At 57.7% G+C, this 19,809-nt stretch carries 15 protein-coding genes, 4 tRNA genes and 1 pseudogene; 6 read left to right on the plus strand and 14 right to left on the minus strand.

Annotated features, from left to right (window positions below; all coding sequences use genetic code 11):
* The first annotated feature begins 24 nt into the window (after positions 1-24).
* The 3 genes and pseudogenes from V6Z53_RS23130 to phnX all read left to right on the plus strand — a co-directional run bounded on the left by V6Z53_RS23130 (position 25) and on the right by phnX (position 2,114).
* Positions 25-1,134, plus strand: coding sequence for a 2-aminoethylphosphonate--pyruvate transaminase (locus V6Z53_RS23130; RefSeq protein ID WP_338581955.1), 1,110 nt, complete (start codon positions 25-27; stop codon positions 1,132-1,134).
* A gap of 18 nt (positions 1,135-1,152) precedes the next feature.
* Positions 1,153-1,242 (plus strand): annotated as a pseudogene (locus V6Z53_RS23135) (DUF4381 domain-containing protein); the annotation flags it as partial.
* A gap of 44 nt (positions 1,243-1,286) precedes the next feature.
* On the plus strand, positions 1,287-2,114 hold the full coding sequence (phnX, locus tag V6Z53_RS23140; RefSeq protein WP_338581956.1) for a phosphonoacetaldehyde hydrolase: 828 nt from the start codon (positions 1,287-1,289) through the stop codon (positions 2,112-2,114).
* A gap of 67 nt (positions 2,115-2,181) precedes the next feature.
* On the opposite strand, the gene V6Z53_RS23145 is transcribed toward phnX, so the two are convergent.
* Positions 2,182-2,550 (minus strand): hypothetical protein, encoded by a 369-nt coding sequence (locus tag V6Z53_RS23145; protein WP_338581957.1) that lies wholly within the window; start codon positions 2,548-2,550, stop codon positions 2,182-2,184.
* 320 nt (positions 2,551-2,870) lie between these two features.
* Between V6Z53_RS23145 and V6Z53_RS23150 the strand changes: the two genes are divergently transcribed.
* Positions 2,871-3,419, plus strand: coding sequence for a cytochrome b (locus V6Z53_RS23150; RefSeq protein WP_338581958.1), 549 nt, complete (start codon positions 2,871-2,873; stop codon positions 3,417-3,419).
* Between the two features lie 9 nt (positions 3,420-3,428).
* Here the strand turns inward: V6Z53_RS23150 and V6Z53_RS23155 are convergent, their stop codons facing one another.
* A complete protein-coding gene (locus V6Z53_RS23155) occupies positions 3,429-4,340 on the minus strand; it encodes a pyridoxal-phosphate dependent enzyme (RefSeq protein ID WP_338586552.1) in 912 nt (303 codons plus the stop codon).
* A gap of 189 nt (positions 4,341-4,529) precedes the next feature.
* The gene (locus V6Z53_RS23160; protein WP_338581959.1) at positions 4,530-6,569 is read right to left on the minus strand and encodes an NADPH-dependent 2,4-dienoyl-CoA reductase; all 2,040 of its coding nucleotides are present in this window, start codon (positions 6,567-6,569) and stop codon (positions 4,530-4,532) included.
* Positions 6,570-6,779: 210 nt separating this feature from the next.
* On the opposite strand from V6Z53_RS23160, the gene V6Z53_RS23165 reads away from it, so the two are divergent.
* Positions 6,780-7,910, plus strand: a complete 1,131-nt coding sequence (locus V6Z53_RS23165; RefSeq protein ID WP_338581960.1) for a carbon-nitrogen hydrolase family protein — start codon at positions 6,780-6,782, stop codon at positions 7,908-7,910.
* A gap of 3 nt (positions 7,911-7,913) precedes the next feature.
* Entirely contained in the window at positions 7,914-8,954 is a 1,041-nt protein-coding gene (locus tag V6Z53_RS23170) for an AraC family transcriptional regulator (protein ID WP_338581961.1), read from the plus strand.
* A 344-nt stretch (positions 8,955-9,298) separates the two neighbouring features.
* Here V6Z53_RS23170 and V6Z53_RS23175 read toward each other — a convergent pair whose 3' ends face one another.
* The 11 genes from V6Z53_RS23175 to V6Z53_RS23225 all read right to left on the minus strand — a co-directional run bounded on the left by V6Z53_RS23175 (position 9,299) and on the right by V6Z53_RS23225 (position 19,729).
* Positions 9,299-10,141, minus strand: coding sequence for a DUF2242 domain-containing protein (locus tag V6Z53_RS23175; RefSeq protein ID WP_338581962.1), 843 nt, complete (start codon positions 10,139-10,141; stop codon positions 9,299-9,301).
* A gap of 200 nt (positions 10,142-10,341) precedes the next feature.
* Complete coding sequence (locus V6Z53_RS23180) at positions 10,342-12,213, minus strand: SurA N-terminal domain-containing protein (protein ID WP_338581963.1); 1,872 nt, start codon at positions 12,211-12,213, stop codon at positions 10,342-10,344.
* 233 nt (positions 12,214-12,446) lie between these two features.
* Positions 12,447-12,719 (minus strand): HU family DNA-binding protein, encoded by a 273-nt coding sequence (locus V6Z53_RS23185; protein ID WP_002552737.1) that lies wholly within the window; start codon positions 12,717-12,719, stop codon positions 12,447-12,449.
* A 149-nt stretch (positions 12,720-12,868) separates the two neighbouring features.
* On the minus strand, positions 12,869-15,265 hold the full coding sequence (gene lon, locus V6Z53_RS23190; protein WP_338581964.1) for an endopeptidase La: 2,397 nt from the start codon (positions 15,263-15,265) through the stop codon (positions 12,869-12,871).
* Between the two features lie 161 nt (positions 15,266-15,426).
* Positions 15,427-16,710 carry an ATP-dependent Clp protease ATP-binding subunit ClpX gene (clpX, locus tag V6Z53_RS23195; RefSeq protein ID WP_007946893.1) on the minus strand — a complete coding sequence of 428 codons (1,284 nt, stop codon included), beginning with the start codon at positions 16,708-16,710 and terminating at the stop codon, positions 15,427-15,429.
* 112 nt (positions 16,711-16,822) lie between these two features.
* Positions 16,823-17,458 carry an ATP-dependent Clp endopeptidase proteolytic subunit ClpP gene (gene clpP, locus V6Z53_RS23200; RefSeq protein ID WP_219097672.1) on the minus strand — a complete coding sequence of 212 codons (636 nt, stop codon included), beginning with the start codon at positions 17,456-17,458 and terminating at the stop codon, positions 16,823-16,825.
* A 92-nt stretch (positions 17,459-17,550) separates the two neighbouring features.
* A complete protein-coding gene (gene tig / locus V6Z53_RS23205) occupies positions 17,551-18,861 on the minus strand; it encodes a trigger factor (protein ID WP_338581966.1) in 1,311 nt (436 codons plus the stop codon).
* A gap of 386 nt (positions 18,862-19,247) precedes the next feature.
* Positions 19,248-19,323 (minus strand) — tRNA-His (locus tag V6Z53_RS23210).
* A gap of 78 nt (positions 19,324-19,401) precedes the next feature.
* Positions 19,402-19,486: transfer RNA gene (locus V6Z53_RS23215), tRNA-Leu, on the minus strand.
* 58 nt (positions 19,487-19,544) lie between these two features.
* A tRNA-His gene (locus tag V6Z53_RS23220) sits at positions 19,545-19,620 on the minus strand.
* Between the two features lie 32 nt (positions 19,621-19,652).
* Positions 19,653-19,729: transfer RNA gene (locus tag V6Z53_RS23225), tRNA-Arg, on the minus strand.
* Positions 19,730-19,809 lie beyond the last annotated feature (80 nt).

A 19,809-nucleotide genomic window follows, 5' to 3' on the forward strand; every position in this document is an offset into this window, starting at 1 on the left:
CCCATCGATTGCGAGGACACGAGAATGAGTACTGCCGCACCCATCCTGCTCACCCCCGGCCCGTTGACCACTTCGGCCCGCACCCGCCAGGCGATGATGGTCGACTGGGGTTCATGGGATGACCGCTTCAACCAACTGACCGCCAGCCTCTGCGAACAATTGCTGGCGATCCTCAACGGCGCCGCCACTCACCACTGCGTGCCGTTGCAAGGCAGCGGCACCTTCGCTGTCGAGGCGGCAATCGGCACACTGGTGCCTCGCGATGGCAAGGTGTTGGTGCTGATCAACGGCGCCTACGGCAAACGCCTGGCGAAGATTTGCGAAGTGCTCGGCCGCTCGTTCAGCACTTTCGAAACCGCCGAAGACGAACCGACCACCGCCGCCGACGTCGATCGTCTGCTGCGCGCTGATGCCGGCATCACTCACGTTGCGCTGATCCACTGCGAAACCAGCACCGGCATCCTCAACCCGCTGCCGGAAATTGCCCAAGTCATTGCGCAACGCGGCAAACGCCTGATCATCGACGCCATGAGTTCGTTCGGCGCCCTGCCGGTGGACGCACAACAGATTCCATTCGACGCACTGATCGCCGCTTCCGGCAAATGCCTGGAAGGCGTACCGGGCATGGGCTTCGTCTTTGCCCGTAAAGAATCCCTGGCCAGTGCCGCCGGCAACTCGCATTCGCTGGCGATGGACCTTTACGACCAGTACAGCTACATGGCCAAGACCGGCCAATGGCGCTTCACCCCGCCGACCCACGTGGTCGCGGCGCTGCATGAAGCCCTGCTGCAATACAACGAAGAAGGTGGCTTGCCGGCGCGGCACGAACGCTACGCCGCCAACTGCCAGGCATTGATGGAAGAGATGGGCAAACTGGGCCTGCGCAGCTTCCTGCCTGCCGCGATCCAGGCGCCAATCATCGCCACCTTCCACGCCCCGAAAGACCCGCGCTACCAGTTCAAGGAGTTCTACGAACGGGTCAAGGCCAAGGGTTACATCCTCTACCCCGGCAAACTGACCCAGGTCGAAACCTTCCGCGTGGGTTGCATCGGTCACGTCCAGCCGGCGGAGATGCGCGAAGCCGTGGCGGCCATCGCTGAAGTGTTGCGCGAGATGGAAGTGCTCGAAATCTGAACCACACCACCTTCCCCTGTGGGAGCGGGCTTGCTCGCGAAAGCGGCGTATCAGTCGACATCATTGCTGAATGTCAGACCGTATTCGCGAGCAAGCCCGCTCCCACAAAAAAGCAACCCATTATTAGCCAGTTGCCACAGGACTTGATCACCATGAACTACACCAACCCAACCAAACTGCAAGCCGCCATCCTCGACTGGGCCGGCACCGTCGTCGACTTCGGCTCCTTCGCGCCGACGCAGATTTTTGTCGAAGCCTTCGCCGAGTTCGACGTCCAGGTTTCCATCGAAGAAGCGCGTGGCCCGATGGGCATGGGCAAGTGGGACCACATCCGCACGCTGTGCGACCAACCGGAAGTTGCCGAGCGTTATCGCAAAGTGTTCGGCCGCACGCCGACCGACGATGACGTCACCGCCATCTACCAACGCTTCATGCCGTTGCAGATCGAGAAAATCGCCGAACACTCGGCGCTGATTCCGGGCGCCCTGGACACCATCGCCAACCTGCGCCAGCAAGGGATCAAGATCGGCTCCTGCTCGGGCTACCCGAAACAGGTCATGGACAAAGTCGTCGAACTGGCCGCCACCAATGGCTACATCGCCGACCACGTGGTCGCCACCGACGAAGTCCCCAATGGTCGCCCTTGGCCAGCCCAGGCATTGGCCAACGTGATCGCCTTGGGCATCGACGATGTCGCGGCTTGCGTGAAAATCGACGACACCGTGCCGGGCATTCTCGAAGGCCGTCGTGCCGGCATGTGGACCGTGGCGCTGATCTGCTCGGGTAACGCACTGGGGCTGGACTATGAAGGTTATCGCGCACTGGCCAGCGACACCCTGGACAGCGAACGCAAACGCATTCATGCAATGTTCGAAGGTTCGCGTCCGCATTACATGATCGACACCATTACCGACCTGCCGGAAGTGATTGCCGATATCAACAAACGTTTGGCCAACGGCGAAATGCCGCAAAACCAGTAAGTAAAAAGCCGTAGTACTCAAGTGAGCACTACGGCTTTTTTATGTCTTCGATTTACAGCAACATCAATTATCGCTCGTCGCTACCGAGAGGAATGTAGGTCTCGGCATCATCCTCATCTTCAATAATCAACGTTTGAACTTCATCCGTTGGATTCGTGGTGTCCGCCACTTCCTCCTGCTCAACAGATTCGGCATTTTCGACGACCTTTGTTTCAGCATCGTCCGGTACCTCGCCGTTGGGCTCGACCAGCCCTACCTGCTGCCCCGTTGCATCGATGACAACCCCATCCGGGTAAAACGTCAAACCATCAAACTCGAGCGCGCCATCGGCATATTGAATGGCGCCGTTGTTAAACTCTTTTGTTCCGTCGGACCACATTCTTCCCCAGGTGTATTCACTCACTTCACCACGGACTCCGTTCACATTGTCATTCATGCTCATTCCTTTGATCGCAAATTAATAAATACAGAAACATGGCAAACCCTTTAAATCAGCCGCCAAGCCAGATGCATATTAATCAACTACCTTCGTCACTCAAGCCTGAAACTGAAAATACGGCACAAACAGAATCGCCCTACACCTGATCAACCTCTTTCAAACAGCCTGCGGTTATTTTATTTACGTGAAACTTTCTTCATGTTCGCATGCGACAGAAAAGCCTGCGTGCGCCAGGCAATCCCATACAAACAGGATTACAGTTAAAGCACGCCGTCACACAAGAACGGTGGTTGGATCCGTCCCGTGAGGAACACCGTATGCCGTGGAAAAATTCCGCCTCGCGCTACAGCACCGTATCGATCGCGTTGCATTGGTTGATGCTGGTCTTGCTGGCGCTGGTTTATGCCTGTATCGAGCTCCGCGGGATCTTTCCCAAGGGCAGTGGCGGGCGAACACTGATCGTTGAATCGCACTTCATGCTCGGCCTGACGGTATTCGTACTGGTCTGGGTGCGGTTGTTCGCTCGCAGCCTCGGCCCGGCACCGCAGATCTTCCCGGCCTCGCCGCACTGGCAGATAACACTGGCCAGGCTGATGCACTGGGCGCTGTACATTTTCATGATCGCCATGCCATTGCTGGGTTGGCTGGTCACCAGCGCCAAAGGCAATCAAGTGATGTTCTACGGCCTCGACTTGCCGCTGCTGATGGCCGAGAACAAGGAACTGGCCAAAGAGCTTCAGGGCTGGCACGTCCTGGGCGGCACCATCGGCTACTGGCTGATCGGCCTGCATGCCGTGGCCGGGCTGTATCACCACTATGTGGTGGGCGATAACACCTTGTTGCGGATGATGCCCAAGCGCACTTGATTGCGCGATTCACTGAAATCCCCGGCGGCCCTGCAAGCCGCCGGTATGAACGAAGATCAGGCGTGTGCCCTTTTTGAATCGCCCTGATTCGACCTGCTGCCTGAGCGCCAGCAATGCCTTGCCGGTGTATAGCGGCTCAAGAGGAACGCCGCTGGCATGCTCGGTCCGTTCGATGAATTCAATTAGTTGCTGATCAACTTTAGCGAATCCGCCACGGCTGGCATCGATCAGCTCATAGACCGCTTCACCCGTTTGCTGAGTAATTTTTTCGACCTGCTGCGCTACACCATGATCGTCGGGTACCGCCAGCGCGCCATAAACCGCGTGCTCTCCCGCTTCGGCCAAAACCAGGCCAGCCAAGGTTGTTCCGGTTCCACAGGCCAGCCACCAACCGTCGTAATCACTCCAACCCAAATGAGGCAATTGCTTGCGGACCTGATCCTTGAGCTGCATGCAGCCACGCGCACCCGGCAAACCGCCACCGCCTTCAGGCACAGAATGCAGATCGGGATACCGTTCTTTCCATGGCAGCCAGAAACCCGGTTCGTGCCGCGCTCGATAACCGCCATAACCCAGCCAGTGCAACTGCATGCCGAACGCCTGCAAGTCCTTAACCGTTGGTGTTTCCTGTGGATGCCCGCGCAACAGGCCGACCGTGGAAAACCCGAACCGCTTGCCGGCCGCGGCCAGTGCATGCAGATGATTGGAATGCGCTCCACCGAGGCTGATGATGCCTTTAGCACCAGACTGTTCAGCGACTTTGAGGTGTTCAATCAGCTTGAACCATTTGTTGCCGCTGATCAGTGGGTCGATCTGATCAAGACGCAGGATCGCGACTTCGATGCCGGCCGTGGTGAGCCAGTCGAGAGAAAGGGGTTCGAGGGGGGCTTGGGGGAGCCAGTCGTTGAGAGAGAAAAGCATCGATGCCGGTTCTGGATGAAGATCCGGCATCTTAGCAATCAAACTGTGGCGAGGGAGCTTGCTCCCGCTCGACTGCGCAGCAGTCGCAGATCCGGTAAATCGACAATTCTGATCGACCGCATCTAATGGACTTGGGGCCGCTTCGCAGCCCAGCGGGAGCAAGCTCCCTCGCCACAGGTACTGGGTGGATTACAACTGCGCAGCCAACCGCGAACCCTGATTGATCGCCCGCTTGGCATCCAGCTCCGCCGCGACATCCGCGCCACCGATCAGATGCACGTTCTGCCCCGCCGCTACCAGACCGTCCTGCAACTCGCGCAGTGGATCCTGCCCGGCGCAAATCACGATGTTGTCCACCGGCAATACTTGCGGCTCACCGGTTTCGCCGATGCGGATGTGCAGGCCTTCGTCGTCGATCTTCAGGTATTCAACACTGTTGAGCATCTGCACCTGCTTGTTCTTCAGACCGGTGCGGTGAATCCAGCCGGTGGTCTTGCCCAGCCCGTCGCCGACCTTGGATTTCTTGCGTTGCAGCAGGAACACTTCGCGGGCCGGTGCATGGGGGGCAGCCTTGATCCCGGCGACACCGCCGCGTGCTTCCAGATGCGTATCGATGCCCCACTCTTTCCAGAACTCATCACGGTTCAGGCTGGTGGCCTCGCCCTGATGGACCAGGAATTCCGAGACGTCAAAACCGATACCGCCAGCGCCGATCACCGCAACGCGTTTGCCCACCGGTTTGCGCTGAAGCAGCACGTCCAGATAGCTCAACACCTTGGCGTTCTCCACGCCCGGAATCGCAGGGGTTCTTGGGGCGATGCCGGTCGCGAGGATGATCTCGTCGTAACCGCCCTCGACCAGTTTCGCCACATCGACACGAGTGTTCAGGCACACCTCGACGTTGCTGGTCTGCAATTTGCGGCTGAAATAACGCAGGGTCTCAAAGAATTCTTCCTTGCCCGGCACGCGTTTGGCGACGTTGAACTGGCCGCCGATCTCGCTGGCCGAATCAAACAGCGTCACCTCATGACCCCGCTCGGCCGCCACGGTCGCAGCGGACAACCCGGCAGGACCGGCACCGACCACGGCGATCTTCTTGATCTGCTGCACCGGCAAATAGTTGAGTTCGGTTTCGTGGCAGGCACGCGGGTTGACCAGGCAACTGGTCAACTTTCCGCCGAAGGTGTGGTCCAGGCACGCCTGGTTGCAACCGATGCAGGTGTTGATTTCATCGGCGCGGCCTTCTGCGGCCTTGTTGACGAAATCCGCGTCGGCGAGGAACGGCCGTGCCATGGACACCATGTCGGCATCGCCCTCGGCCAAAATCTGCTCGGCCACTTCCGGGGTGTTGATGCGGTTGGTGGTGATCAGCGGAATGCTCACCGAGCCACGCAGCTTGGCGGTGACTTTACTGAACGCCGCACGCGGCACCTTAGTGGCGATGGTCGGAATCCGCGCTTCGTGCCAGCCGATCCCGGTGTTGATGATCGTCGCACCGGCCTGCTCAACAGCCTTGGCCAACAGTACGATTTCGTCCCAGGTGCTGCCACCTTCGACCAGATCGAGCATCGACAAACGGAAAATGATGATGAAGTTCGGGCCGACCGCTTCACGTACGCGGCGGACGATTTCCACCGGGAGGCGCATGCGGTTTTCGTAGCTGCCGCCCCAGCGGTCGGTGCGGTGGTTGGTATGGGCCGCGAGGAACTGGTTAATGAAATAACCTTCGGAGCCCATGATTTCGACGCCGTCGTACTCGGCCTGTTGCGCCAGGGTCGAGCAGGTGACGAAATCGCGAATCTGTTTCTCGATGCCTTCTTCGTCCAGCTCTTTTGGCTTGAACGGATTGATCGGTGCCTGGATGGCGCTTGGCGCGACCTGCTTCGGGCTATAGGCATAACGACCGGCGTGGAGGATCTGCATGCAGATCTTGCCGCCCGCTTCGTGCACCGCGCGGGTCACGATCTGGTGCTTGAGCGCTTCTTCCTCGGTGGTCAGCTTGGCTGCGCCGGAGTAAACGCCACCCTCGTCGTTCGGCCCGATACCGCCAGTGACCATCAGGCCCACACCACCACGGGCACGCTCGGCGAAGTACGCCGCCATGCGCTCGAAGCCCCCCGGTTTTTCTTCCAGACCGGTGTGCATCGAGCCCATCAAGGTGCGGTTGCGCAACGTGGTAAAACCCAGGTCCAGCGGGGCCAACAGGTGCGGGTAATGAGCGGCGGTCATCGGTAACTCCACTACGAACGATCACGGAAAAAGTGAGGACGCTCTTTGGCGTCCCTCTGTCATGGGTTACAGACTATGAGCAGTCCATCGGTCGCTCAATGACCGAAACTGACAACTTATTGATCAAAATGTGCAGCGCCCCTTGGCAAGCGGGAACATGGGTCATACCCTAGTCGTCGAACCCTGCACACGGCTGTTGACTGTTTCCCCATGCGCAAACTTCTGTACCTGACTTTCTCCATGGCGTTGATCGCCGCACTGACGACCTACGCCATGTGGGCCGCGGACCGCCCGGTCGGTCATTACCTCTCGGACCTGCGGATCGATCTCGCGGTAGACCAGGGCCAACCCTCCGATCGAGGCAACCTGCTGGGCATACAACCGGAACTGTTTCCCACCGACTATCAAAGCCCTGAACGCTTGCACCGCAAACTCGCGGCCTACCTGCAAAAAGCGCAGGAACAAGGTCTGTTGAACGAAAAAACCATCGTCGTGTTGCCCGAACATGTCGGCACCTGGCTGATGGTCAGCGGTGAAAAGGACGAGTTGTACCAGGCCACCACCCTAAAGGAAGCCATGAACTGGCTGGCCGTGAGCAATCCTTTGAAATTCGTTCGCGCACTGATTGGCGCCGAGGGCGGCAGTCGTCTGGATGACGCGCATTTGCGCATGAAAGCCAAAGGCATGGCCAAGGATTACCAGGCGTTGTTCGGCGGGCTGGCAAAAGAATTCCATGTCACGCTGGTGGCGGGGTCCATCGTGTTGCCCGAACCGAGCATCATCGAAGGCACCCTGAAAATCGGTCGCGGCGCGCTGTACAACAGCAGCGTGGTGTTCGGCCGCGATGGATTGCCAATCGGCCAGCCGCAGCGTCAGATGCACCCGGTTTTCGAGCAGCAGGATGCGATCAAAGCCAACGGTGAGCACACCCTCAACGTCGTCGATACTCCGGCCGGGCGCCTGGGTGTGCTGATCGGCAGCGACAGTTGGTATCCGGACAACTATCGCAAACTCGACACTCAGCAGGTACGGATCGTCGCGGTTCCGGCGTTCGTTACCGGCCGTGGCACCTGGGATCAACCGTGGCGCGGTTACCAGGGCTCATCGACCCCGGGCTCCGTCAGCCTCAAGGCCGGAGAGCTCAGCGAGGGCCAGGCCTGGCATCGCCTGACCCTGACCACTCAATCGCCTTCCAGCCAGGCAATCGCTGGCATGAGCGTGTTCCTGCGCGGGCAATTCTGGGACCAGTCCAGCGCCGGCCAGAGTTTTCTGAGCAGCAACGGCCAGCATTTCGCCGACGGCAATGTCCGCGGTGCGCGTCTGCTGAACCTTTGGTTGTAAGCCATGAAACCGCAGCCGATGCGTCTCGGCGATTTGTCGGTCGGCTTCGTTCATAGCCTGGCCGACGCCGTGCGCAGCCACGGTGCCGACCCACAGCCGCTGCTGGAACAATACGGACTGGATGCCGCACGCCTCAGCGAAGCAGGTGCCCGACTCTCAATTCCGCGCTACATGCGCCTGGGCCACAGCGCCATCCAGTTGACCGGCAACCCGGCGCTCGGCTTGCGCATGGGTCAGCTCAGCCGCTTGAGCCAGGCCGGTCTGGCCGGTGTCACCGCGGCACAGGCACCGACTGTGCGCGAAGCGGCGCGCTGCCTGATTCGCTTCGAAGCCTTGTATGGCTCCAACTATCGCGGGCAATCGAGCTTTCACGAAGACTCTCAAGGGGCCTGGCTGCGTTTTTACTCCATCAGCCCTTACAACGGCTATAACCGCTTCGTGGTGGATTCGATCATCGCGGGCTGGTTGCAGCAATTATCCAGCGTCAGCCCTGCCCCGCTGTGCGCCGAACGCATCGAGATCGAATTCGAAGAACCCGACTACCGCGACGCCTACGACGCGTTGGGCGACTGCCCGATACAGTTTGTTGCCGAGCACAATCAACTGCGCCTGAATCTGGCCAGCCTCGCCCAGCGCAACCCGGAGCACTGCCCGAGCACCTGGCGCCACTTGCTGAGTTTGTGTGAGCGGGAACTGGAGCAACTGACACGCACCCGCAGCCTGCGTGAACGCATCACTCAGTTACTGGGGCCGTTGCTCAATGGTGGCCGGGAACCCGACCTGGAAGAAGTGGCGGCACGCCTGAAGCTGCCCACCTGGACTCTGCGTCGCAAACTCGCCGAGGAAGGCACGCAATTTCGCGCGATTCTCAACGACACCCGTCGCGACCTGGCCATGACCTACATTCGCGATACCGAACTGGCATTCGGAGAAATCGCCTACCTGCTGGGCTTCGCCTCAGCCGAAGCGTTTCAACGCGCCTTCAAACGCTGGACCGGCCAGACACCCGGCGAGTTTCGCCGCAGTCATCGCCAATCCGCCTGACACTTACAACTCGGTAGCGTCTTCGGCAGGCTCCAGCGGATCCAGTTCAAACGCCTGATACTCGAGCAGCTCTTCTTGATAATCGTCCATTTTCGAATCCCCCACAGCTCATTGAAAAAATGTCTGAATAAATGACCAGCGCCTTGAGCCTAAAGTGCCCACATGAAGGAAAAATGACGCGGGCACGACACTTCGTCGCTAATAAATAAAACGTAGCAGGCGGTCAGGGATTTATCACAGGATTTTTTCGATGCAGAGTGCAGGACAGCGGTCTGTTTGATGCGGGTCAATATTTACAGCGGGTACGGGACCAACGCGGCCTTCGCGTGGCCCCTTAGCGCCGATCACTGACCGGTGATCGGCATGGCCTGAATCGGCTCCGAAGGTGGCGCCATGTCGCTTGGGTTGGCCGGTGGCGTGATCGCTTCCGGGGAAGGCGTTGGCTCAGCGCTTGGAGCCGCAGTAATCGGTGCCGCTTCAGGCGGTGGTGCTACCGGCTCTGACGCGACTGGAGTCGCTTCGACCGGTGCCTGTGCCGCTTCTGCTGCCGGGGCAGGCTCAGCCGCGGTTTGCGGGGCCAACGGCGCCGGTGCGGCCTTGGGTTCAGGCACGCCCAGATCGGTTTTCGGCTTCTCGGTGATATGCGCCGCTTCTTTCACTTCCTTGGGCAGGAACAGTTCGACCAGCGCGAAGAAACGCTCGTAGAACTTGGCGGAGGTCACGGTTTCGCTGGCGACCTTGACCATCGAGTCATCCGACGAACCAATCGGCATCGATACCGAGCCCAGCACACCGACACCGAGACTGGCGGAGTTGTTGGTTTTCTTCAGTGCATACTTGTCTTGCAGGGCATTGGCGAACACCGTGGCGTGATGCCCGGCACTGCCATCTTCGGCGCAGACCACACTGAAACTGATTTCCATGTGGGTCTCGCCGGTCTGCTGGAAGCTTTTGTGCCCGCTGATCAGTTTTGGATCGCTGCTGGTGATGATGTAGCCCTGACTCAGCAAGGCCCGACGAGCGGCTTCACAGGAAGCGGTGTCGGCCACTGGATAGTTACGGGAAAATGTCCCGGAGTCGTCGAAGTTCTCATGCTCATAGATGGCGGCTTTCTTCGACGAGCACCCGGCCGCAACGGCCAGCACCAGCGCCAGCCCGGCAACACGCATGGGAAATGATTTAAACATTGAACATCCTGAGGAAAACGGTTCGGGGCGTATTGTGCAACAGATCGATGCTTAGCGGCGCATCGATTGTGTCTTAAACAGTTACAGGAGTGTTGACTCCGACATTCAGCAAATGTCCCGCACGCTTGTCTGTTCACCTGTAACAAAAAACCCCGGCCTTTCGGCCGGGGTTCTTGTGTAGCGCACCATTCATTCTGACATCAGAAACGCTTGATGTCGGCCTGGCTTTCCAGCTGCTTGCGGTAGGCCGCAAAGTCTTGCTGGCCAACGCGCGAAGCGAGGAAGCGACGGTATTGAGCCTTCTCTTCTTCAGTCGGCGATGCGGCTTCGTTGACACCGTTCAGGCGCACGATCACCAGGTTGCCGTCGGCCAGAGTCACGCTGGTGAACGTCGGCTTGTCCTTGGCGGCAGGCTTGGGCATGCGGAACAGCGCTTGCAGTACAGCCGGGTCAACCCCTTCCTGAGCGCGAGTCGCGGCTTCGGTAACCTTCCAGCTCTGACCGTCAATTGGCTTGTCCAGTGGCGACTTGCCTTCGCGCAGGCTGGCAATCAACTCATCAGCATGGGTCTTGGCAGCCGCAATGGCGTGTTCCTTGGCCAATTGCGCCCGGATCGGGCCCGCGACGCTTTCCAGCGGCAATTGCGTTGGCTTGAGGTGTTCCTTGGCGCGCAACACGATTACGGTTTCCGGATCGAGCTCGATGGCGGTGCTGTTGGCACCTTCATCCAGCACTTCCGGGCTGAACGCTGCGGTGATCACGGCACGGTTGGCCGCAATGCCTTCGCCACCTTCACGGCCGAACGGCGCGGAGGTGTGAACGGTCAACTTCAAGTCTTGCGCCGGCTGGGCCAGGTCGGAAGCTTCGAACGAGGCGTCCTCCAATTGCTTGGTCGCCTCGACGAATCGCTGCTCAACCTGCGCGGTCTTCAAGTCGCGGGTCAGCTTGCCTTTCAGGCTGGCGAACGTCGGTACTTCAGGCGCTTCCACGCCCAGCAGCTTGATCAGGTGGAAACCGAAGTCGGTGCGAACCGGCTCGGAAACCTGATCCTTGGCCAGCGAATACAGGGACTTCTCGAATACCGGGTCATAGACACCAGGACCTGCGTAACCGAGATCGCCGCCATTGTTCGCCGAACCCGGATCCTGGGAGAACTCCTTGGCCAGGGCCTCGAACTTCTCGCCTTTGGCCAGACGCGCCCGGATCTCTTCGATCTTGGCCTTGGCCTGCGCTTCGGTGGTCTTGTCGTTCACTTCGATCAGAATGTGCGCAGCCCGGCGTTGCTCGGACAGGTTGGCGATTTCTTTCTGATACGCCGCTTGCAGGTCTTCGTCCTTGACGCTGACCTGATCAAAGAAGGAAGCCTTCTTCAACTCCAGATAATCGATGACCACCTGATCCGGTGTCATGAATTCCTTGGCGTGTTCGTCGTAATAGGCTTTGACTTCGTCATCAGTCAGCTTCACCGCTGCCGGGTCAACCTTGATGTTCAGGGAGGCGAAATCGCGGGTCTGTTTCTCCAGACGGGCGAAAGCCAGAACCTGTGCGTCAGTGACGAAACCGCTACCCGCCAGACCGGCGCGCAACTGGCCGATCAGCATTTCCTGGGCCAGCATCTGGCGGAACTGCATACGGCTGTAGCCGAGTTGACGAATTACCTGGTCGAAACGCTCAGGACTGAACTTGCCATCGACCTGAAATTCAGGAGTTTGCAGGATGACCTGGTCCAGCGCCGCTTCGGAGAAGGCGAACTTGGAGTTTTCTGCGCCTTGCAGCAGCAGTTTGCGATCGATCAGGCCTTTGAGGGCCGATTCGCGCAGCATTTTTTCGTCGAGCAAGGAAGCATCGAAATCCTTGCCCAGCTGTTGCATGAGTTGACGGCGTTGCATATCGACCGCCTGGCTCAGCTCGTTCTGGCTGATTTCGTCACCATTGACCTTCGCCGCCTCGTTCTTGTGCGTCGTGGCCTGAAAAATGGCGTCGAAACCGGTCAAAGCCATCAGTGCAACGATGACCCCGATAATGGTCTTGGCAATCCAGCCTTGTGAATTGTCCCTGATATTCTGCAGCATGCGTCCCCCATAAACGGTTGAACTTCAAAAATTAGGCAACCGTGGAGCGTGGGTAGAATCCGGATAGAAGAAAGGCGCATCCGAGGATGCGCCTTCTCGTAACTGGCGGAGCGGACCGATGACTCGAACTTGCGAGCCTCGGCGTCTCGGACCGGCAACTGCCGTCTGGACTACCGCTCCGCTGCCAGGTCAGGCTTGACCCTGACCCGGATAGGCAAAAACCTGAATCGAACTTAGTTGACAGCTTCTTTCAGTGCTTTACCGGCTTTGAAACCTGGTTTTTTGGCTGCTGCAATTTCCAGCGTCTTACCGGTCTGTGGGTTACGACCAATGCGAGCTGGACGATCAGTTACGGAGAAAGTACCGAAACCAACCAGAACAACGGAGTCGCCAGCCTTGAGAGCGCCAGTGACGGATTCGATTACAGCGTCCAGCGCACGGCCAGCAGCAGCTTTCGGGATATCAGCGGATGCAGCGATAGCATCAATCAGTTCCGACTTGTTCACTCTAAGTCCCCTTATATCTATTTGAGTATGATTCTAAGTTTTTTTGGTGAAAGCAAAAACGAGTGCTGAATGGCCAACAGACACTTAAGAGCCGCTTTATAACAAGGGCTCTAAAAATCTGTCAAGGAAGCCCCCCAGGCAAATACGTACTAATGCGTGCTAATTCTTTCCTTAGAATCGGACTCGCGTTTTTCATCCTTCGCGACAATCTCCGGAGCCACATCCGGCAAGGGCTCCGGCGCGTATTGCAGCGCAATTTGCAGGACCTCGTCAATCCATTTAACCGGTTTAATCTGGAGATCTTGCTTGATATTGTCAGGAATCTCCTTCAGATCGCGAACATTCTCTTCAGGAATGATCACGGTCTTGATTCCACCGCGGTGAGCAGCGAGCAGTTTTTCTTTCAAACCACCGATCGCCAGCACTTGACCACGCAAGGTGATTTCACCGGTCATGGCTACGTCCGCACGCACCGGAATGCCGGTCAATGCCGACACCAGCGCCGTGCACATGCCTACACCGGCGCTAGGGCCGTCTTTCGGCGTCGCCCCTTCCGGCATGTGGATGTGGGTGTCACGCTTCTCGTGGAAGTCCAGGGGAATGCCCAGGCTCTTCGCGCGGCTGCGCACAACCGTCAGGGCTGCGGTGATCGATTCGACCATCACGTCGCCCAGGGAACCAGTCTTGATCAGCTGGCCTTTGCCCGGCACGACAGCGGCTTCGATGGTCAGCAATTCGCCGCCCACCTGAGTCCACGCCAACCCGGTTACCTGACCGATCTGATCCTGCTGCTCAGCCAGGCCGTAGCGGAATTTACGCACGCCCAGGTAGTGTTCCAGATCGTCCGCAGTGACCTTCACCGAGAAGCGTTTTTCCAGCGCATGCTCTTTGACCGCCTTGCGGCAAACCTTGGCAATCTGGCGCTCCAGCCCACGCACACCGGCTTCGCGGGTGTAGTAGCGGATGATGTCGCGGATCGCTTCGGCGTCGAATTCCAGCTCGCCTTTCTTCAAACCGTTGGCCGTGATCTGCTTCGGCGAAAGGTATTTGACGGCAATGTTGATCTTCTCGTCTTCGGTGTAGCCCGGCAGACGAATCACTTCCATCCGGTCCAGCAGCGCCGGTGGAATGTTCATGGAGTTCGAGGTGCACAGGAACATCACATCCGACAGGTCGTAGTCGACTTCCAGATAGTGATCGTTGAAGTTGTGGTTCTGCTCGGGATCAAGCACTTCCAGCAACGCCGACGCCGGATCGCCACGCATGTCGCTGCCCATTTTGTCGATTTCATCGAGCAGGAACAGCGGGTTACGGACGCCCACCTTTGTCATCTTTTGAATCAATCTTCCGGGCATCGAACCGATGTAGGTACGGCGATGACCACGAATTTCCGCTTCATCACGCACACCGCCAAGGGCCATGCGCACGAATTTACGGTTGGTGGCGTGCGCGATCGACTCCGCCAGAGAGGTTTTACCCACCCCCGGAGGCCCTACCAGGCACAACACCGGACCACGAATCTTCTTCACGCGCTTTTGCACGGCGAGGTATTCGAGAATCCGCTCTTTGACTTCTTCCAGACCATAGTGGTCGGCGTCGAGAATGTCTTCTGCGCGCGCCAGGTCCAGACGCACCTTGCTCTGAGCCTTCCACGGCACCTGAACCAGCCAGTCGATGTACGAACGCACCACGGTCGCTTCCGCGGACATTGGCGACATTTGCTTTAGCTTGTTCAGTTCGGCCGTAGCCTTGGCGAGCGCGTCTTTTGGCAGGCCGGCGGCATCGATGCGCTTTTTCAGCTCTTCGACTTCGTTATGCCCTTCGTCGCTGTCGCCGAGCTCTTTCTGAATGGCCTTCATCTGCTCATTCAAGTAGTACTCGCGCTGACTGCGCTCCATTTGCTTTTTGACGCGACCGCGAATGCGTTTTTCGACTTGCAGCAGATCGATCTCGGCATCCAGCAACGCCAGGACGTGCTCGACCCGGGCCGACAAATCGATGATTTCGAGGATTTCCTGCTTCTGCTCGATCTTCAGGGCCATGTGCGCGGCCATGGTGTCGACCAGGCGGCCAGGCTCGTCGATGCTGTTGAGCGACGACAGAACTTCAGCCGGGACTTTCTTGCCCAGCTGCACATATTGTTCGAACTGCGACAGCAGGCTGCGGACAAACACTTCCGACTCGCGCTCTGGCGCGTCGACTTCGTCGATCAACGAGACTTCGGCACGGCAATGGCCGTCCACTTCGCTGAAGCGCTCCACGGCGCCCCGCTGCTCGCCTTCGACCAGAACTTTTACCGTGCCGTCAGGCAGCTTCAGCAGCTGCAGAACGGTCGCTATCGTACCTACGCGATAAAGTGCGTCTTCACCGGGATCGTCGTCAGCAGGGTTTCTCTGAGCCAGCAGAAGGATCTGCTTGTCGCCCGTCATCGCTGCTTCGAGAGCTTCGATGGATTTCTCGCGCCCCACGAACAGCGGGATAACCATGTGCGGATAAACCACGACATCACGCAATGGCAGGAGAGGCAATTCGATGGTTGTCTTCATGATTTCGCCTCTACGGCGGCCATATGGCCGGAAACAGATGGAAGTAAGCTTGAAACCAAGATGGGGGCAGCCTTCAAAAAAAACAAGCACAAAGACTGTGTAAAAAACCGGAAAAAGCAAAGGGGCCCGAAGGCCCCTTCTTTGTACCAACCGCGTGACGCTTAGGCGTCTGGCGCGGCCTTGGCAGCAGGCTCACTGTTTTCATAGATATACAGTGGCTTGGACTTGCCTTCTATAACGCTTTCATCGATCACTACTTTACTCACCTCGGACTGCGAGGGGATTTCATACATAGTGTCGAGCAATACACCTTCGAGAATCGAACGCAGCCCACGGGCACCGGTTTTACGTTCCAGCGCGCGCTTGGCGACCGATTTCAGTGCGTCAGCCCGGAATTCCAGGTCCACGCCTTCCATCTCGAACAGCTTGGCATACTGCTTGGTCAGAGCATTTTTCGGCTCGGTGAGGATCTGCATCAAAGCAGCTTCATCAAGCTCGTCCAGCGTCGCAAGAACCGGCAGACGACCGACGAATTCAGGGATCAGACCGAACTTGACCAGATCGTCAGGCTCGACTTCACGCAGGGATTCACCGACTTTCTTGCCTTCTTCCTTGCTGCGAACTTCCGCGTTGAAACCGATGCCGCCCTTGGTGGAACGGTTTTGAATAACCTTTTCCAGACCGGAGAACGCACCACCGCAGATGAACAGGATGTTACGGGTGTCGACCTGCAGGAATTCCTGCTGCGGATGCTTGCGACCACCTTGAGGCGGAACGGAAGCGACCGTGCCTTCGATCAACTTGAGCAGGGCCTGCTGCACGCCTTCACCGGAAACGTCCCGGGTGATCGACGGGTTGTCAGACTTGCGCGAAATCTTGTCGATTTCGTCGATGTAGACAATGCCCATCTGGGCCTTTTCCACGTCGTAATCGCACTTCTGCAACAGCTTCTGAATGATGTTCTCGACATCTTCACCTACGTAACCCGCCTCGGTGAGGGTGGTTGCGTCGGCAATGGTGAACGGAACGTTCAGCAAGCGGGCCAGTGTTTCGGCAAGCAGGGTTTTACCCGAGCCTGTCGGACCGATCAGCAAGATGTTGCTCTTGCCGAGTTCGACGTCGTCATTCTTTTTGTCACGCTGGTTCAGACGCTTGTAGTGGTTGTACACCGCTACGGCCAGAACCTTTTTTGCACGCTCCTGACCAATCACGTACTGATCAAGGATGCCGCTGATTTCTTTAGGCGAAGGCAATTTATGCGCGCTGCTCTCGGCCTGTGCTTCCTGCACCTCCTCGCGGATGATGTCATTGCACAGGTCGACGCACTCGTCGCAGATAAAGACCGAGGGGCCGGCAATCAATTTGCGCACTTCATGCTGGCTTTTGCCACAGAAGGAGCAATAGAGCAGCTTGCCGTTGTCCTCGCCGTTGCGGGTGTCAGTCATTCGTTCGATCCAAATCCGATAGGCTTGCAACACAAGATGAAGGCTATTGCGGGCTTTTTCAAGCCCGCCGCTGATCAGACCAGCCGACCAAGCCTATTTTGAGCTGCTTATTTTAAGCGGGGCGCTGATTGATCACTTCGTCGATCAACCCGTATTCACGCGCAGCTTCTGCACTCATGAAGTTATCGCGGTTGGTATCGCGCTCGATTTCTTCAAGCGTGTGCCCGCTGTGCTTGGCCATCAACGTGTTGAGACGCTCACGGATGAAGAGGATTTCCTTGGCATGGATTTCGATATCCGATGCCTGGCCCTGGAAACCGCCCAGTGGCTGGTGAATCATCACACGCGAGTTCGGCAGGCAGTAACGCTTGCCAGGAGCACCGGCGGTCAGCAGGAAAGCGCCCATGCTGCACGCCTGGCCGATACAGGTGGTCGACACGTTGGGCTTGATGAACTGCATGGTGTCGTAGATCGACATGCCTGCTGTCACCGAACCGCCCGGGGAGTTGATATAGAGATGGATGTCCTTGTCCGGGTTTTCCGCTTCAAGGAACAGCAGTTGCGCACAGATCAGGTTGGCCATGTAGTCCTCTACCGGGCCAACCAGAAAGATCACTCGCTCCTTGAGGAGACGCGAGTAGATGTCATAGGCGCGCTCGCCACGAGCGGACTGCTCGACAACCATCGGGACCAGGCCGCCTGCGGCCTGGATATCAGAGTTCTGCTGAATATACGAATTACGGAACATGCTCTGCAGTCACTCCCAAATAGTTATGTCTTGAATACGCATAAGCCAGCTCGAGAGCTGGCTTATGGTGTGTGCTTCTAACGCAAAAACAATCAGTCGGCTTGTGGAGCTTCTACCGGCTTGACCGCTTCTTCGTAAGAGACCGATTTGTCGGTCACGCTAGCTTTCTGCAGAACAGTATCCACAACTTGCTCTTCCAGCACAACCGAACGAACTTCGTTCAGTTGCTGGTCGTTCTTGTAGTACCAGGACACAACTTGCTCAGGCTCCTGGTAGGCCGAAGCCATTTCCTGAATCATCTCGCGAACGCGGGTTTCGTCAGGCTTGAGGTCGAATTGCTTGACCACTTCAGCCACGATCAGACCCAGCACTACACGGCGCTTGGCTTGCTCTTCGAACAACTCGGCCGGCAGTTGGTCAGGCTTGATGTTGCCACCGAACTGCTGAACAGCCTGCACGCGCAGACGGTCAACTTCGTTGGACAGCAGAGCCTTAGGCACTTCGATCGGGTTGGTGGCCAGCAGACCGTCCATTACCTGATTCTTGACCTTGGATTTGATCGCCTGACGCAGCTCGCGCTCCATGTTCTTGCGAACTTCGGTGCGGAAGCCTTCCAGACCGGTTTCCTTGATGCCGAATTGAGCGAAGAACTCTTCGGTCAGCTCTGGCAGTTTTGGCTCGGAAACAGTGTTCACGGTCACGGTGAACTCAGCGGTTTTGCCAGCCAGGTCGAGGTTCTGGTAGTCCTCTGGGAAAGTCAGGTTCAGAACGCGTTCTTCACCGGCTTTAGCGCCAACCAGACCATCTTCGAAACCAGGGATCATGCGGCCGGAACCCAGAACCAGCTGAGTACCTTTGGCGGAACCGCCGGCGAACACTTCACCGTCGACCTTGCCGACGAAATCGATGTTCAGCTGGTCTTCGTTCTGGGCAGCGCGATCGGCCACTTCAAAACGGGTGTTCTGCTTGCGCAGGATGTCGAGCATCTTGTCCAGATCGGCATCAGCCACGTCAGCGCTCAGGCGCTCAACATTGATACCTTCGAAACCGGCAACGGTGAACTCAGGGAACACTTCGAATACGGCAACGTATTCCAGGTCCTTGCCTGCTTCCAGCGATTTAGGCTCGATCGAAGGCGAACCAGCCGGGTTCAGCTTCTGCTCAACCACAGCTTCGTAGAAGGAAGACTGGATCACGTCACCTACAGCTTCCTGACGCGCATCAGCACCGAAACGACGCTTGATTTCGCTCATTGGCACTTTGCCTGGACGGAAGCCAGCAATCTTGGCCTTTTGGGCGGTCTGCTGCAGACGCTTGTTGACCTGGCTCTCGATGCGCTCAGCCGGCACGGTGACGCTCATGCGGCGCTCAAGAGCAGTAGTATTTTCAACAGAAACTTGCATGGATATTCCTCGTTGCACAGACGTTAGCCGGCCGTTTCCGACCCCAGAATCAAGGGCATGCATTCTAGTGGGTCAAACTCAAGAAGTCACCCTACTGAAAACGGGTAAAAACGCAGCAGGCAATTTATAGGTGCGAATGCACGAATGCACCTCGCCCCGATGGCAAATACAACCAATCACGCCAGGGCTCTGCGCCAACCCTTCTATATATAGAAGCGGTCGCCAGCGATCTCCCTGACAGCCGACCTCGCAAGCAAGGCCGACGGACAGAGCGGCATCATCGAGAAACATAAATACGACGAAACGCCCCGCCCCTGCGGCCCGGAACCTGCGGCCGCTGAAACAAAAAAGGCGCCAGACTTTTCAATCTGGCGCCTTTCGAAATATGGGGTGGACGATGGGGATCGAACCCACGACAACGGGAGTCACAATCCCGTGCTCTACCAACTGAGCTACGCCCACCATATTGCGTAACAAGGAAGCCAAACAGCTTCGTTGCTGAACCCCATTCACACCAACCGGTATGAACGAAGCTTTATTTGGTGCGGATGAAGAGACTCGAACTCTTACGCCTCGCGGCGCTGGAACCTAAATCCAGTGTGTCTACCAATTCCACCACATCCGCGGAGTGAAGCTTTTAAAGCAAAGGCGCCAGACTGTTAATCTGGCGCCTTTTCGAAATATGGGGTGGACGATGGGGATCGAACCCACGACAACGGGAGTCACAATCCCGTGCTCTACCAACTGAGCTACGCCCACCATATTGCGTTACTTGTGCCAAAGCTGCCTAATGGCGCACCCGGCAGGACTCGAACCTGCGACCATCCGCTTAGAAGGCGGATGCTCTATCCAGCTGAGCTACGGGCGCCTTATTAGCTGTACCCTTGAAGGACTACAAACTAAGAGCTTGTCAGTCTTGCAGAACTGTAATTCCGTTCGACCTTCTTA

This window comes from Pseudomonas sp. MAG733B (assembly GCF_036884845.1).
Taxonomy (GTDB): domain Bacteria; phylum Pseudomonadota; class Gammaproteobacteria; order Pseudomonadales; family Pseudomonadaceae; genus Aquipseudomonas.